Consider the following 16,822-nt stretch of genomic DNA (forward strand, 5'->3'; position numbering starts at 1 on the left):
TTGATGGTAAAAATTGACTATAGGACGAGAAAGATGATGATGGCTCTGATTGAAAAACCGACCATCAGTTACGATTATCTTCAGCGGAATTATTCTATGAACCGCACTCAAATAGAGTATACCATTGATAAAATCAACCAGTTTCTATCTGCCCAAAAACTACCACTTAGCGTGAATAAGGAAAGTGTGATTCGACTTCCTGAAAAAAGCAAGGAATATTTGTTGGAGTCATTTTTACGTGAGCGTATGTTTAAGTATTATGAGATGAGTTCAAAAGAACGAGGAAAATATATCTTTTTGACGCTCTTTTACTACGAGAAAGATTATCTGTCGGTCAACCATTTTTTAGATGCGTTAAAAATCGGCAAAACAACCTTTATGAGTGATCTGCGCAAATTACAAGCGGAATTACATGGGTACGATATTTCAATCAGTTATTCGAGAAAAGAGGGGTATCACTTAGCAGGTGATGAACTGATGATTCGTTACGCTTTATTTCGAATGATTTTGGAAGATGTGACTAGCAAGGACGATGATTTTATTTACCGTTACTTTATTCATAACGAACGAATACAATTGGCGGATGAGCAGGACACCTATCTTTCTCTTCTTTTAGAAAAACATGCGATAGAGTTAGTTGAAAATAGGTTGATTGAATTGAACTATATCCTTATTTTTTTATACCCAAGAATGGGCTTGAATGAATTTGATCTAAAGCCCTTTTCTAATGATCATGAGTTAGTAAAAATGAAGGAGTATCGCTTTGCTGAAGAAGTTTTAGAAAACGCAGGGGTGATGAATAGTATAGAAAAAAACTACCTCTGTGGGTGGGTCCTGGGAATGGCATTAGGAAATGAAAAGGAATGGCTTCAAGGAAATTTGGTCATCATTGACTTGGTAGAAAGAATCGTCGAGCGATTTGAATTGCTTTCAGGTATTCGTTTCAAGGATAAACACTCTGTCATCAAGCAATTATATAGTCATTTTCGACCGACCTATTTCCGAATGCTGTTTCGATTACCGATCATCAATCCTATGCAGGAGAAAATTTTTGAAAAATATAATGATCTTTATCAGATCGTAAAAGAAACCTTGAGACCAATCAGTGATAGCTTTGATTCAAAGCTTCCAGATGAAGAAGTAGCCTTTTTAACAATGCACTTTGCGCTTTTGATCAGGAATTCTGAAGAATATATGGTGCAACAAAAAGTGGGGGTCGTTGTTTGCCCCAATGGTATTGGAAGCTCAGCAATCATTTACAATGAATTAAAGGAAATCTTTCCCTCTTTTATCTTATTGGGACCGATTGAAACAAGCGAACTACATTCATTTGATCAGTCGTACGATATCATTTTTACGACAAAACCCAACTTTCAACTTTATCCGTTAAAAAAACCGATTTTTGTAGTAAACCCGATCATGTCTTACGAGGAACGAACCCAGTTGTTTTTAGATGTCAAATTCGAAACCAGTACAAGTATCAAGCCCAATACTGTTACGATCGACGGCTTGATACAAATTATTCAACAATATTCAACAGTTACTAGCGAGTCAGCTCTGCGGCAACATTTAGAGAAATTCGTACAAGAGACCTGCTCGCCAACGGCATCTATCATGTCTCAAAAAGAGAAAAAGTCAAAAGAACCTGCAATGTTGTTGGATATGATGCGTCCAGAATTGATACAATTAAACAAAAAAGCCAGAACGTGGGAAGAGGCCTTTTATCTTGCAGCCAATCCATTGATTGAAAGAAAGATCATCACTAGAAATTACATCGATTCGATCATTCAACAAACCAGATCAGAAGGTGCTTATATGGTGATATTCGATCAAGTTGCCTTACCGCATACGGTTCCTGAAGCAGGTGCAAAAAAACTTGGCATGGGATTGACAACATTAGAATCTGAAGTATATGTCTTAGGAACGATTCCTGTAAAGTACATCTTTACTCTTTCTGCGTTAGACAGCAAGCAGCATCTAAATGCGATGACTCAGTTTATTACCCTTATTGAATCCAAAGACTTTTTTCGAGAATTAGAAAAACATGAATGTCCTGAAACAGTTTATCACTGGTTTGCTGAGATTTTACGTACAGTGGATACGGAGTCCATATATGATCGGAAGTCTATCATCCATGATGAATGAGAAGAATCCTTAGCTAAAAATCGCAGCCTAAGATACTAAATGATACAAGACCTTAGACAACACAGACCTGCAGGAATGATTTTAGAGGAATCCACTGCTAAGAGATGTGTGAAACAGTTCGATTACGATCGGGCTGTTTTTTTATGCTTTGTAAAATGACCTATTAAAGGGCTGATAAGTATAGTATAATTATTTAATAAAAAGATAATATTTAGTAGGGGTCGCAGGAAAAGGAGAAGGGAATCTAGTTAGAACGTAAATGAAGATAGGTTTTTGATAAAGCAGAGTGAAAGGGTGAGGGCATGAGACAACAACGAAGACAGGAACGTCAGAAACGCCAGCGGATCATTGCGGGGTTAAGTATAGCGCTGCTGGCAATCACACTTGGAGTGATTTATCTAGTGATTCAAGCGATAGGTATCCCCGAACAGCGTCTTACAGCAGAATCGACAAAACCGACAAAAACAATGCAAGAATCAAGTAGTTCTACCGAAACAAAGTCAGAAGTAAAAACCATCACAGTGACAGCTAGTGGTGATATGCTTTATCATACACCTGTTTATTTAAGCGCTTACGACGGAAAGCGTTATGATTTTGACAACGATTTTGAGCAGGTCAAACCGTTGATTGCATCGGCGGACCTTGCTTTAGGTGATTTTGAAGGAACCATCAATCCTAATAAACCGCTTGGCGGTTTTCCCCTATTCAACGCCCCTATCGATGCTGTTGCCAGCATCAAAGACGCGGGCTTTGATGTGATCGATCTTGCCCATAACCATATTTTAGATACGGGGATCGAAGGAATCAAAACGACGGCGGCTGCTTTTCACGACCAAGGCTTGGCAACGATTGGTGTCACGGTCGACAACAGTGGAATCCTGGTCAAAGAAGTCAACGGGATCAAAGTTGCTCTCTTGGCCTATGCCTACGGCTTCAATGGCCTTGAAGAAAGCTTAACTCAAGCAGAGTATGATACCTACTTGAAAGACTTGTCGTTAGATAAAGTGGAAGCAGAGATCAAAGAAGCGGAAAGCTTGGCGGATATCACCATCGTGATGCCTCAGTCTGGTGTTGAGTATTCTTTAGAACCAACGGAAGAACAACAAACTGTTTATCGGAAGATGATCGATTTTGGTGCTGATATTATCTTCGGCGGCCATCCGCATGTAGCAGAACCAACCGAAATCATCGAAAAGGACGGCGAAAAGAAATTTATCATTTACTCAATGGGGAACTTATTGTCGAATCAACGTTATGAAACCGTCAATGACAACTATTGGACCGAACGAGGCGTCATTCCAGAAGTTGAAATCTCCAAAGAAGGGCAGCGAACCTATTTAAGCCAGATTGCCTTGCATCCAACTTGGGTCTCCAAAGAACCAATCCCTGATCGTACCTATTATGATCCAGAATACGGCGTCTTGCAGGCCTTTGATTTTCAAGTCTGCCTTGCTGAAGATTATCTGCCAGATGGGCGATATGCCAAAAAGGTCCCTGAAGAAAAGCGCCAGCGAATCGAAACCGCCTACCATGAAATGCTGGAACTGTTGGATTTGAAGTGGGAGCAGTGATGAGAAACTCAAAATGGCAAATACGGCAATCTGACAACGGTTGTTTTTTATAGGTTATCGAAAAAACGAATTATGAAATGAACGCTGATCCTTCCCACAAAACATGACACCATATCAGCATTTATGAACAAAAAATGACACCTCAAGCGGACAAAAATAAGTAATAATGTCAACATAAAGCATTCAGAAATGAGTCCGAATGGATTCAGTAAATGATTTCTGAATAAATGGGGAATGAAAGCAGGATGTGTCATGAGAATTATTATACTGACAAAAAACATATCATATGAGATTGATTTGCAGCGGGAGCTACAGATGTTGAGTCATGAAGTATTCGTAGGGAGAACTACGAAAGAGGAAGAGTGGTTGATAGAAAGCGCCAAGTTATTTGACTGTTTATTTGTCAGTGAAACAATTGCTGATCCAGAATTTTTATTGATCAATCAGACATTGGCTCCTCATTATCAACAGCGGATCGTCCGCATCTTGGCAGGGAATCGTGAACAAGAAGGTATGATTGCAAAAGCTGAGAATGCCACGTACCTGAATCGCTCTTTTGTCGAGCTGAGAGAATTTTTAGCAGCTTTACCACCAAATAGTCGTAAATTAGAAAAAGCATCCGTTACAAAAGAATCCTTTCCTAAGTTTCTTAGTCTGCAAGAACAGATCTTTTTTAACAATTTAGGAGAAGAACAATTCATCAACCGGGAAGATTTGTGTTGGAAAATTTGGGGAAATGGTGGAACGAACTCAAGAAAATCCCAGTTGTCGATATTAGCGAAACGCATCAATGAAAAACTAGATGAATACGACTATACTGAAAAGCGGGTGCGAACCGCTTGGGGCAAAGGCTATATTTTACAATAAAAAGAACCAATGTGTGGTAAGAAGTGTATTGAAGCTTTTTCTATCACGAGTACACCTCTTTAAATCAGTCTATTTTGTAGAAGCGACTCTGTTTTCAAATTGAGTCGTTTTTTATATAAAAACATTAGTATTAAATGAGTGATGGTATTGAAAATTATGATAATGCTTTTTTTTAGTGTTAAAATAGAGATAATCAGTAATGAAAAGGAATACTGCAGGATTTAAAAAGTGCTTGGTAGAAAAGTGTTGTAGTATCTTTCAGAGGAGGAAATGGCGTGAAGAAGATTGAGTGTGTGATATTTGATTTGGACGGAACTTTATTGGATTCAAAAGAGTGCAGTGTTAAGGCAACAAAAGCAGCTTTTACAGAGATGGGACTCAAAGTACCCAGTGAAGTAGTCATTGAACACTATATGGGGATACCGATCGAAAAATCATTTTTTAAAATGTCAGAACAGCCATTAGATCAAGAAATCGCAGCGGAATTGATTCGGATTTTTCGTGCCTATTACCAAACATATGAAGAAAGTACCTTGACAGTATTTCCTGAAATTCCCCATATCTTAGAGAGTTTAAATAAACGAAAGGTTCCTTGTTTCGTTGTTTCAAGTAAGAAGACAGCAGTCGTCAAACGAAACTTGGCTGCTCAGGATCTTGTGGATTTCTTTGAGGAAATCATCGGCTCAGATGCGGTGTCCCACTACAAGCCTCATCCAGAAGGAATCAATCAATTAGTAACGCAGTATCAGTTTGATCCGACCAAGACGATCATGGTAGGAGATGCTATTTTTGATATTCAGATGGGCAAAGCAGCTGGTGTCAAAACCATTGCCGTAACGTGGGGCAGCCACAATGCAAAAAAACTTTCTGCCGAAAAACCAGATGCTGTGGCAGAGACACCGCAGGAGATTTTAGATTATATTTATGCTTGATCCATTTTTACTGACACTGTCCCAAAGTCCATTCTATTTTTGACCTGTAGCGTGATAAAATAGTATGGACTGAACGTCTTCTTCCAACAAAATATTTAAGGTTTCGACCAATGATCGATAGATTCGATTATTGGTTTTTTTTGGTATGGATAGGAGGTGTCTTTGTTCCTTGAAGCAACAACTTTAACTATCTGTTGATTTTTATCGATATTGTAGTCATTTTCTTTTTACTAGAACCGATCTAGTTTCGTTCGAGCACTACTTTTTAGTAGAAGGAAACGAGTTGTCCGCCACTTTTTCACTCTTATTTCTCTTATTTAATAAAAAGTAATTATAAGAGGACACGAAAGGGAAACTATAATAGGAGTAACTGATTTTCTTAACGTGTCTGCACTGGTAAGAGCTAAGGACCCAATCACTTTTAGTCGTTTTTGGACAGCTAAGCTTCAATTTGTCTGAGCGAATAAAAACACCTAGTGGAAGAAAATCAAAGCGAGCAGAAGTGATAGCGCTACTTTCACCGAAAAAAACATAGATGTAAAGGAGTAAGGATATGATATCAGAAAATATCAAGGAACCGAAAGACTATTTGTGTTATTCAAAAGAAGTGTTGCTAAGTGTAGGGGTATTGACTGATTACCCAAAAATCTTCCATTATTATCAAGAACTCTGTGATGAATTTGAGCACATTTACTATGATCAATCAAAGAGTTTATTTGTTCAGCTCAAAGCACTTCTAGCAATAGATGCGCAGATTCAAATTTTACTGGAACTTTTTGAAAATAGTAGAACAAACTTATGCCAAGAGTTTTGTATGGATGAGCATGAAATAATTTGTATGATCAAAAATGATAAAAAATCATATTATCGCGAGCTTACAGGCCAAAAAAACAATCAACTACCAAAATGGAGCTTAATTTATTTAAGTGAGGAGTAAGCACAATTTAGGAAAATTCAACCATCTCAAGAAAAAACACATGGAGTAATAGCGCGATGAACACGGAGTAAAGGAATAGAAAGAGCGACCACAATAACAGAATCCCATCTTATGATCAATTAAAATAGTCTAGCGCACTTTCCTTGTGATTTGTTATACTAAATCTAAGTAGCTGATCTTGACACCTTGTATTCGGCAAGTACGTTCATGTGAGCGCTTTATTGATTGAGTGAGAAAAGAGGGAAAGAAATGACGAAAAAAATTGTCTTTTTAGATGTAGATGGAACATTATGTGATGACGCGGGGAACGTACCAGAAAGTGCACGCCAAGCGATCACAGCGGCACATAAGAAGGGACATGAGTTTTTCTTATGTACCGGTCGTTCAAAAGCCGAAATCACAGAGGATGTACTGACGCTGCCCTTAAGCGGAATGATTGGTGCCGGCGGTGGTTACTGTGAAGTACACGATGAGGTGATTTTACACAAAGTTTTTGAAAAAGAAGCTTTATTAAGATTGGTCGATTTCTTAAAAGAAAACCAAATCGAATATTATTTAGAATCGAATCAAGGATTATTTGCAAGTACCAATCTACGAAAACGCTTGCTGGAGATCGTTTTGGCAGGTGAGCCTGTTGAAAGTGAAGCAGGAAAACAACGCGTTCAAACTATTCAGTGGTTCCTTGACTTACTGATTGAGGACGAAGCGAAAATTGATTATGATGACGTGAACAAAGTTTCCTTTATCAATCATTCGATTCCTTATGAACGGGTCCATGACCAATACCACGATCAATTCCAAATGATTCGCAGTACGGTACCTGTTTTTGGCAAAGACAGTGGCGAGATCGGCATCAAGAATATCCATAAGAAAACAGCTATCGATTTTCTCTTGAACCATCTAGGAATCGATAACAAAGATACATTGGCGTTTGGTGACGGCCATAATGATGTCGAAATGTTTGAAGCTGTTGCGACAGGAATTGCGATGGGCAATGCCTGTGAACAGCTATTGGCAGTAGCTGACGAGGTGACGGCTCGACCAGAAGACGGCGGGATTGCGCAAGCGTTACAAAAGCACGGTCTTGTGTAGCCACCAAAAAGCATGTCTAGCACATGCGTTTTTATGCTAGTCAGGTTTCATAGTGACAAAGTTCAGACGACCTGCGAAATGACCGATAGAGTAGTTTTTTGCTCCATTATTGTGAAGAAGACTCTGATTAGAAAGAAGTACTATCAGTGACGCTAGAACATACCATAGGTAGAAGGGGACAGAAGCCGAATTCTGTGCCTCTTTTTTTATTTCTAGATAAGATTTAACTGGGGACAAGACATGCACCCCAACTTTGGAAACGGATACGTTATAATTTAGATACAATCAAACTTGGCCAAGGGAGATTAAAAAAAATGGATAATAATCGATTGAATTTCATTTATAAGCTTAATCATATTGTGAACGAAAATGAAGTAGGGACGGTTGAATTTGAACTTGCTAAATTTTTCTTAGAGAACTTCAAAAGCGTGACTCGCTGGAACATTTATCAGATTGCAGAAGAACAGCATGTATCACGGGCCTCCATTCGACGATTTGCGAAACAATTGGGTTACGAGAACTTTTTAGATATGAAAAAAAACGCGGAAACTTTTGATGATGGAATCAATGAATTTCTAAAGTTTTACGGCTACTCTGATTTTTTGCCTAAGCTTCAAGCCAATATTACTTCGCTAATGGAAGAATTAAGTCTGCGGTTTAACACACAAGAAGTCGATCGTCTTGTCCGATTAATCAATGATAGTCGAGAAGTTATGATTTTGTGTTCAAGCAATATTACCGGTAGTGTAAAAACTTTCCAACAGCGAATGGTTATCTTCGGCAAAAGAATTACTCTATTAACGTCAAAGAGCGACCTGACATTAGCCTTGGAACATTGCCAAGATCCCTTGATCATTGTTTTTTCGCTATCGGGTCTCTTCGTCTCTTCCATGCTTGAGATACTAAAAGAGGTCAAGGCACCAACGATTTTGTTTACAAATAATAGAAACCCGATCTATAACCGCTATTTTGATAAACTGTATCATTTAAGTTCACAAACACATGAAAAAGAAATCAATGAGCTGCTTTACTATACGTATGGCATTGATTTCGTGCTTGATCTACTATTCAATGGTTATTTACTTAAATTTAAGAGAGAAGGCAATGGGCATGCATTATAAAGATAAACCACTATTTCCAAAGGATTTTTTATGGGGGGCTTCAAGTGCGGCGTGGCAAGTTGAAGGGGCTGTAGCAGAAGATGGGCGTTCAACTGCGATCATCGACTTAAACAGTAAAAAGAAAAAGCCCTATACAGATAATTCGATCGCCGCTGATCATTACCATAAATACAAAGAAGATGTCCAATTAATGGCTGATGCGGGCTTTACTTCCTATCGCTTTTCGATTGCTTGGCCTAGGATCTATCCTGATAATTCAGGGGTGCCCAATCAATTAGGAATTGACTTTTATAATCAGCTGATTGATGAATTAGTTGAACATAGCATTACCCCAATCGTCACTTTGTATCACTACGATATGCCAGTCTGGGTTGACGAAGAATTCAATGGCTGGTACGACCGAGGTATTATTGATGCATTTGACCAATATGTTAGAACCTGTTTTGAGTCATTCGGCGATCGTGTGAAATACTGGCTGGCAATTAATGAGCAGAACATGCAAATTGTCTATGGAGACTGGTTAGGTGTATGCAAATACCCAGAGACTTGGTTTGAAGACAAGTGGAAAGTCAATCATATTATGAACCTATGTCATGCAAAAGCGGTGATTGCGTGTCATGAGTTGGTTGAAGACGGCAAGATCGGCCCGGTTCCTGGGATGGTTCCGTTTTATCCTGAGTCAGCAAAACCAGCAGATCAGATTGCAGCGATGAATGCAGAAGAACTGACGGAAAAAATCTGGAATGATTTTAATGCAAATCGTGAATACAATGGTTTTATAAAACGTTATTGGAAAGAAAATAATATTGACCCAGATATTCGCCCTGGGGATATGGATTTGGTTGCACAAGCAAAAATCGACTTTTTCGGCATCAATTGTTACCGTAGCAACGTAGCGAAGGAGTCACCAGTGGCATCCGATCATCAAGAAATTGGGTTGAACAAATCGGGGAAAAAAGGGGAATTTGTTTACCCAAATTATCCAGGGATTTTTGCGCAAACGGTCAATCCTTTTGTCGAGACAACCGATTGGGATTGGGAGATCGATCCAGTTGCTATGCGTTACTTGTTACGGTATATGGAAGACCACTATCATTTACCAATGGTGATTACTGAGAATGGCTACGGGGCGCATGAGACGCTAGGTGAGGATGGACAAGTACATGATCAAGAACGAATCGATTTTTTAAATGATCAGATTTATCAAGTCGGATTGGCGATTGAAGATGGCGCAAAAGTCTTTGGTTATAATCCATGGTCATTTACTGATCTTTTGAGTACGGGCAATGGGATGGCGAAACGGTATGGACTTGTCTATATCAATACAACTGATGAAGAGTTACTGGATTTACGTAGAATCCCGAAAGATTCTTACTATTGGTATAAAGAAGTGATCCGATCAAATGGTCAAGCGTTAGCACGTCCAAAAGGATGAGAAATGAGCGATAGAAGAAAGAGCTTCTATCGCTCCAAAAACTACTTCAGTGAAAGCGGTTTATTAAATAAAGTGAGGATGAATCACTATGTCAAACTATCATGAACTGGTTGCGTATATTATAAAAAATATCGGAGGAATCGAAAATGTTCAAACAGTCAATCACTGTGCCACTAGGCTTCGTCTGCAGTTGAGTGATCCAACCGCTTTTGATGACAAGCAATTAAAAGAAAACAAACTCATTTTGGGCACAGTGAGAAGAGGACATGAAGTTCAACTGATCATCGGTCCGGATGTGCCAAAAGTGTATGCAATTTTTACAGAAAAGCGAAATCAAATGAATGGTCAGACAAAGGAGGAACGAAAAACGAAGCGCACCCTCAAAGACTACGGCTTGCTGGTTGTCGATTTTATCAGTGGAACCTTCGTTCCAGTTCTGCCCGTATTGGTAGCTGCTGGGCTGGTATCGGCGGTATTGAATATTGGTGTGACCTTTTTCGGACTTGCAGCTGACAGCGGGACCTACACGATTTTAAATGCCATCAATGATGCGGGTTTTTATTTTCTACCGATTTATATTGGGTATAGTGCTGCTAGAAAACTTGGTATCAATGGTTTGATGGGTATGTTCCTAGGTGCGATCCTCGTCCACTCATTGATCAATGGCGTGGAAGGATTGAATTTCTTAGGAATCGCTATCCCAACGATGAGCTATAATACAACGACTATTCCTGTAATATTTGGTGTTTTGTTTATGGCGGTAATGGATCGAATCGGGGATAAGTTTATTCCGCAATCGATCAAGTATTTCGTCAAGCCATTATTAGTTATTTTAATTACCGTACCTGTCACACTAATCGTATTAGGGCCAATTGGAAATGCAGTGGGCGGATACATTGCTAGTGGTTTGAGCTTTTTATACGACAAACTCGGCTGGTTTTCAGTTGGTGTCTTAGGAGCAATGACTCCGCTATTAGTCATGACCGGCACTAATCAAGCGTTGTTTCCCTTGGTCTTTGCTATGTTAGGAGACTACGGCTATGATTCATTTGTTATGCCAGCTATGCTGGCAGCTAACGTTGCCGTGGGTGCATCAGCCTTAGCTATTTCTTATACGGAAAAAAATACTGAAAAAAGAGCGTTGGCTCTTTCTTCAGGACTGACTGGTGTGATGGGGATCACCGAGCCGGCTATTTTTGGCGTCTTGATCAACTACCGAAGTGCTTTTATAGGGGCGATTCTAGGTGGTGCAGTAGGTGGGATCATGGCAGGGTTTGTTCAACTAAAACAATATGCAGTTGTTTCACCAGGTCTGGTTGCGATCCCGACTTTTATCCCGACAGATGGTTCTGGATTCAATAGCAATTTTTGGTTTGCAATTGTCGTCATTCTTCTAGCTGTATGTGTCTCTTTTACTACAACGATTCTCTTAGAACGAAAACGAGTTCAAGTAAGCCAAATGAGTAAAGCCGAAGATGCTTTGAAGGTCAGCAGCCCAATATCGGGAAGTGTTATTTCTCTTGAGGCAGTCAAGGACCCGATGTTTTCGGAAAAAATGATGGGGGATGGAGTGGCGATCATTCCTTCTGATGAAATTATAGTCGCTCCTTTTGATGGCTATGTGATTATGACTACACCCACCAAGCACGCGATTGGCTTAAGAGGAGAGAATGGTGTCGAACTTTTGATCCACATCGGGATCGACACGGTTCATTTAGATGGAAAAGGATTTACTCTTTATGTAGCTGAAAATCAATACGTTAAAGCTGGAGAAAAACTGATTTCTTTTGACGAAGAAGAAATCAGTGCAGCAGGCTATGATCTAACGATCCCCATCATTGTCACAAATACAGCTGATCATGAACCCTTTGCTCAGACGATACAGCAAAAAGTAAATAGCAGCGATTATTTATTTTCAGTTCAATAATGGGTTCCTAATTACTTCTTTTTCAAGCTCCTAGGCGCGGACGTCAACTATACCTTCAAGTGAAAGCCCTGTCCTGAATTTGCGGCAGGGCTTTTTTATTTGATGCCCTTTCTTTGTTTCTACAAATAAATTGTATTTAAAAAATCCAGAATATTTCGAAAAATACCATTGCTTATTTATGGCAAAACCATTAGTATTATTAGAAAAACTGATGGTGAACCGATGAAAAAGTTTAGTTTTAACAACGGAAAAGCCGGATCAGTGGCATGAAATAGGAGTGATAAGTGTGGAAGAGTTATGGAATGTATTGAAACCAGCCGAACAAGTCGAACTGAAATTAAGAAGATTGTACACGCAGCATCATTTTTCCCCTTATCACTCGAACAACTTTGAAGAGTATCGCAACTATCAGCAAAATGATCAGTTCTTGCGTGGTTCTTCCATCATCACGTTTACAGGCACGGATGGCAGGACGATGGCGCTAAAACCCGATGTCACCTTGTCGATTGCCAAAAATACACCGTCTGGAGAAGCCCGCAGAGTGTATTATGTGGAAGATGTCTATCGACAGGATCGTCAAGCAGGGGAATACCAAAAGATCGATCAAATCGGTTTGGAGCTCATTGATCAAATCACGTGGGAAGATCAACTGGAGGTTGTAAAACTGGCTTGGGAAAGTTTGGCTCAGGTGGGAAAAGGGACCTTAGATCTGTCCCATATGGGGATTTTGGATGGCATCTGCCAACGCTTTCCCGAAGCGGATCGACAAAAAGTACTGCACTGCCTGCGAGACAAGAGTTCTCATGGCATGGATGCACTGACTGAAAAAGCTGGCTTGTCAGCAACAGAAGCTGAAAAATTAGCGAAACTGGTACGTTTGTCAGGTGATTTTGAAACCAAGTATCAAAAGGCCAAAGAGCTGCTAGCAGAATATCCCCAAGCTCAAGCTGGGCTAGCAGAACTGAAACAACTGTATCAAGCATTGCAAAAAGAACAACTGTCAGCCTCCATTCGGATAAGGCTGGATTTTTCGATTTTAAATGATGCCGATTATTACAGTGGTTTGCTGTTTCAAGGATTCATCGAAGAAGCAAGAGAGACGATTTTATATGGGGGCCGTTATGATCGCTTGATGAGTCGCCAAGGCAAAGAGCAAGGGGCGATCGGGTTTGGTATGAAACTCAACCATGTAGGGCAAAAGGTGCCGACTGACAACGAAAGTTCAGGCTATTTGAACATTGCGCTACCTAAAGGCCGCATGGGGGATGCCGTATACGACTTATTCACCAAAGCCGGTGTGGCTGCGCAAGGCGTCTTCAAAGACAATCGCCAACTAATTTTTTGTGATGAAGAAAACAAGCTGCGCTTTTTCTTAGTCAAGCCTAGCGATGTAGCGATCTATGTGGAGCACGGAGTGGCGGATATCGGTGTCGTAGGCAAAGATATTTTAATGGAAAGCAAGGCAGAAGTCATCGAATTTCTTGATTTGCATATGGGGGTCTGCCGTTTGGCAGTAGCGGCGCGTATGGATTTCGAGGAAGATTTCTCCCGCCCGCTGCGGGTCTCCACAAAATATCCGCAGATCACCCGCCAGTTTTATCAAGGGTTAGGTCGCTCGGTGGAATTGATCCAACTGCATGGATCGATTGAATTGGCTCCTTTGTTAGGTCTCTCCGATGTGATCGTTGACATCGTCGAAACGGGGACGACACTAAAAGAAAATGATTTGGAAGTGATCCAAGACATCGCGCCGTCTTCAGCGCGCTTAGTGATCAACCACGCCACGTGGCGTTTCAAGCAAGAACGTATTCAAACAGTGATTGAGAAGGTGAGGGAGCAATTATGAGAATTTTTTCGACCCAAAAAGATACAATCGAAACGATTGTGGCAAGGAAACAGTCGGAAACAAAGGATGTTTCAACCGTTGTCGCCCAAATCATTGCCCGTGTTCAGCAGCAAGGAGATCAGGCGTTGTTTCAATTAATTGAGGAAATCGATCAAGTGACCTTGTCTTCCTTAACCGTCAGTCCAGGGGAGATAGACGCGGCTGTCCAAGCCGTCTCCCCTGAGCTACTTGAGGTGATGGAACAGGCGAAAGAAAACATTTTGGCATTTCATCAAAAGCAAGTCCAGCAAGGCTTTGTCTTAACGAAGGAAAATGGCGTTGTGATGGGGCAGCGGGTCTTGCCACTAGCAAAAGTCGGGGTCTACGTTCCTGGCGGAACAGCAGCTTATCCCAGTACGGTTTTGATGGATGTTCTGCCGGCAAAAATCGCCGGGGTCAAAAAAATCGTTATGATCACACCGACGGACAGCCAGGGAAAAGTTCCGTCTGCTATCTTAGCGGCAGCTTCCGTTGCCGGAGTGGATGAAATCTACAAAGTCGGTGGGGCCCATGGCGTAGCGGCATTAGCTTATGGAACAGAAACGATTCCCAAAGTCGACAAAATCGTCGGACCAGGAAATATCTATGTTGCCACAGCGAAAAAAATGGTGTACGGCGAAGTTGATATCGATATGATCGCAGGGCCTAGCGATGTGCTGATCATCGCTGATGCCAGTGCAAATCCTCGCTGGCTGGCAGCGGATCTTTTGGCACAAGCCGAGCATGATCCCTTAGCGCAAGCCATCTTAGTCACAACAGAAGCAGCCTTGATTGAACAAGTCCAAGTAGAGCTTGACTTGCAGCTGAAGCAACTGCCCCGTAAAAACATTGCTGCTGCGGCGCTTGAATCTAGCGGAAAGCTGATCCTGGTCAAAGATTTGACCGAAGCACTTACCATTGCCAATCAAATCGCCCCAGAACACTTTGAATTAGCAGTGGCAGATCCTTTTGCTTTGTTGGGACAAGTAGAAAATGCGGGCAGTGTCTTTTTAGGACATCATACACCAGAAGTGCTGGGAGATTATTTTGCTGGACCAAATCATACCCTACCAACAGAAGGGACCGCCCGTTTTTACTCACCGTTATCAGTGGATGATTTTATTAAGAAAAGCAGCTACTTGTATTACCCAGAAGCAGCCATGAAGGCGGCTGGTCCAGCCGTAGCGTTGTTCGCAGAAACCGAAGACTTGATCGGCCATGCCCGTTCGATCAATGTACGAAGAGAGGGAGATAAATGACCTTTTTACATCAAAAGTATCACAAGCTGACTCCTTATACACCAGGGGAACAAGTAGACGAGCAAGCCGTTATTAAACTGAACACCAATGAAAGTCCTTATCCGCCAGCGCCAAGTGTTCAAGCAGCGGTTGCCGATGCCGCCCACAAGCTAAATCGTTACTCGGATATTGCTGCTGAAGTGGTGACAACCCCTCTGGCTGCTTATCTTGGCGTTACACCAGCCCAGCTGTTTCTCGGTAATGGCAGTGATGAAGTCTTGTCCTATCTCTTTCAAGGCTTCACGGAAAACGGCATCGCCTTTCCCGATGTGACCTATGGGTTTTATCAAGTGTATAGTGCCTTGTACCAAGTCGCTGCCACCGTTGTTCCGCTGCAAGAAGATTTCTCGATCGCGTTAACGGACTACGATCCGCTCAAAGGGACTGTCATTTTTGCCAATCCCAATGCGCCGACTGGGGTTTATCAAGAACAAAGCGAAATTTGTGCCTTTCTAAAACGGCATCCCGATCGCTTAGTGATTGTCGATGAGGCCTATATCGATTTTGGCGGCTCTTCAATGGTTTCTTTGATCGATCAATACCCAAATCTCTTGGTTGTGGGGACGTTTTCGAAATCTCGGCAGCTGGCAGGGGCACGCTTAGGCTTTTCGGTTGCCAATGAAGGACTGATCCAAGACTTGAATCGGTTGAAATTTAGCTTGAATCCATACAATGTCAATAGTTTGACCCAAGCCGCAGGTGCAGCCGTTTTGCAGGAACAAGCGTATGTCGATGAGAAGATCCAAGCAACGATCCAGGTGCGTGAGTGGAGCAAGCAAGCCCTAGCGAAACTCGGCTTTGAGCAGACCGACAGCCAAGGGAATTTTTTGTTTGCAAGGCACCCTGCGATTGCTGGGGAAGAGTTGTATCAGGCACTGAAAGAGCAGAGAATCTTCGTCCGCTGGTTTAATCAGCCCCGCATCAAAGAGTATTTGCGAATTACGGTAGGAACGAGGGCCCAGATGGAACGATTGATGACGGTGCTAACAACGATCATAGAAGAGGTGAAGGAATGAGAAAAGCAGAAGTTACCCGCAATACGACTGAAACCAAGATCCACTTGCAGTTGACAATCGATGGTACTGGTCAGCAATCAATCAAGACTGGTGTGGGGTTTTTAGACCACATGCTGGAATTATTTGTCCGCCACGGTCGCTTTGATTTGACGTTGGTTTGTGATGGCGATACGGAAGTAGATGCCCATCACACAACAGAAGACGTTGCCATCGCCATTGGCCGAGCGTTTTCAGAAAGTCTTGGGGAGCGACGAGGCATCAAACGTTATGGTAGTATGCTGCTGCCGATGGACGAAGCCTTAGTCATGACAGCAATCGATATTAGCGGTCGCGGCATGGCAGTCGTAGAATTGGCGATACCGAGTGAAAAAATCGGGCAGCAGTTTGATACGGAATTGGTTGAAGAATTCTTCATTGCTTTTGCCCGTGAATTAGGTGCTACGATCCATCTCCATCAAATCGCTGGCAAAAACAGCCACCACATTGTTGAAGCGTGCTTTAAAGGCTTTGCGCGTGCTTTAGGTGAAGCAGTAGCGATCAATCAAGCAGCCCCAGATGAGATCCCTTCAACCAAAGGGACGATCCAGTGATTCATGAGGGGGAAAAATGATTACGTA

The 16,822-nt window shown here is 41.6% G+C and carries 13 protein-coding genes; all 13 read left to right on the forward strand.

The window, feature by feature from the left end:
* Positions 1-3: 3 nt before the first annotated feature.
* The 13 genes from ENLAB_RS12680 to hisB all read left to right on the forward strand — a co-directional run bounded on the left by ENLAB_RS12680 (position 4) and on the right by hisB (position 16,795).
* Positions 4-2,145, forward strand: coding sequence for a BglG family transcription antiterminator (locus tag ENLAB_RS12680; RefSeq protein WP_244351388.1), 2,142 nt, complete (start codon positions 4-6; stop codon positions 2,143-2,145).
* Between the two features lie 302 nt (positions 2,146-2,447).
* Complete coding sequence (locus ENLAB_RS12685; protein ID WP_244351390.1) at positions 2,448-3,716, forward strand: CapA family protein; 1,269 nt, start codon at positions 2,448-2,450, stop codon at positions 3,714-3,716.
* A gap of 252 nt (positions 3,717-3,968) precedes the next feature.
* Positions 3,969-4,583, forward strand: a complete 615-nt coding sequence (locus tag ENLAB_RS12690) for a helix-turn-helix domain-containing protein (protein WP_244351392.1) — start codon at positions 3,969-3,971, stop codon at positions 4,581-4,583.
* A 275-nt stretch (positions 4,584-4,858) separates the two neighbouring features.
* Positions 4,859-5,515, forward strand: a complete 657-nt coding sequence (locus ENLAB_RS12695; RefSeq protein WP_244351427.1) for an HAD family hydrolase — start codon at positions 4,859-4,861, stop codon at positions 5,513-5,515.
* A 553-nt stretch (positions 5,516-6,068) separates the two neighbouring features.
* On the forward strand, positions 6,069-6,452 hold the full coding sequence (locus ENLAB_RS12700) for a DUF7006 family protein (RefSeq protein WP_077454012.1): 384 nt from the start codon (positions 6,069-6,071) through the stop codon (positions 6,450-6,452).
* 249 nt (positions 6,453-6,701) lie between these two features.
* Positions 6,702-7,544, forward strand: a complete 843-nt coding sequence (locus ENLAB_RS12705) for a Cof-type HAD-IIB family hydrolase (RefSeq protein ID WP_081119070.1) — start codon at positions 6,702-6,704, stop codon at positions 7,542-7,544.
* 314 nt (positions 7,545-7,858) lie between these two features.
* Positions 7,859-8,665, forward strand: coding sequence for a MurR/RpiR family transcriptional regulator (locus tag ENLAB_RS12710; RefSeq protein WP_077454010.1), 807 nt, complete (start codon positions 7,859-7,861; stop codon positions 8,663-8,665).
* Complete coding sequence (locus ENLAB_RS12715) at positions 8,655-10,100, forward strand: glycoside hydrolase family 1 protein (RefSeq protein ID WP_244351448.1); 1,446 nt, start codon at positions 8,655-8,657, stop codon at positions 10,098-10,100. Before ENLAB_RS12710 ends, ENLAB_RS12715 begins: the two co-directional genes overlap by 11 nt.
* An 88-nt stretch (positions 10,101-10,188) precedes the next feature.
* Positions 10,189-12,027 (forward strand): glucose PTS transporter subunit IIA, encoded by a 1,839-nt coding sequence (locus ENLAB_RS12720; RefSeq protein ID WP_244351453.1) that lies wholly within the window; start codon positions 10,189-10,191, stop codon positions 12,025-12,027.
* 286 nt (positions 12,028-12,313) lie between these two features.
* A complete protein-coding gene (gene hisG / locus ENLAB_RS12725) occupies positions 12,314-13,873 on the forward strand; it encodes an ATP phosphoribosyltransferase (protein WP_244351455.1) in 1,560 nt (519 codons plus the stop codon).
* Entirely contained in the window at positions 13,870-15,150 is a 1,281-nt protein-coding gene (gene hisD, locus ENLAB_RS12730) for a histidinol dehydrogenase (RefSeq protein ID WP_142962992.1), read from the forward strand. The genes hisG and hisD overlap by 4 nt, the downstream gene beginning before the upstream one ends.
* A complete protein-coding gene (hisC, locus tag ENLAB_RS12735; RefSeq protein ID WP_244351457.1) occupies positions 15,147-16,205 on the forward strand; it encodes a histidinol-phosphate transaminase in 1,059 nt (352 codons plus the stop codon). The genes hisD and hisC overlap by 4 nt, the downstream gene beginning before the upstream one ends.
* Positions 16,202-16,795 (forward strand): imidazoleglycerol-phosphate dehydratase HisB, encoded by a 594-nt coding sequence (gene hisB / locus ENLAB_RS12740; RefSeq protein ID WP_244351460.1) that lies wholly within the window; start codon positions 16,202-16,204, stop codon positions 16,793-16,795. The genes hisC and hisB overlap by 4 nt, the downstream gene beginning before the upstream one ends.
* Positions 16,796-16,822 lie beyond the last annotated feature (27 nt).

Source organism: Enterococcus innesii (genome assembly GCF_022846515.1).
Taxonomy (GTDB): Bacteria; Bacillota; Bacilli; order Lactobacillales; family Enterococcaceae; genus Enterococcus_D; species Enterococcus_D innesii.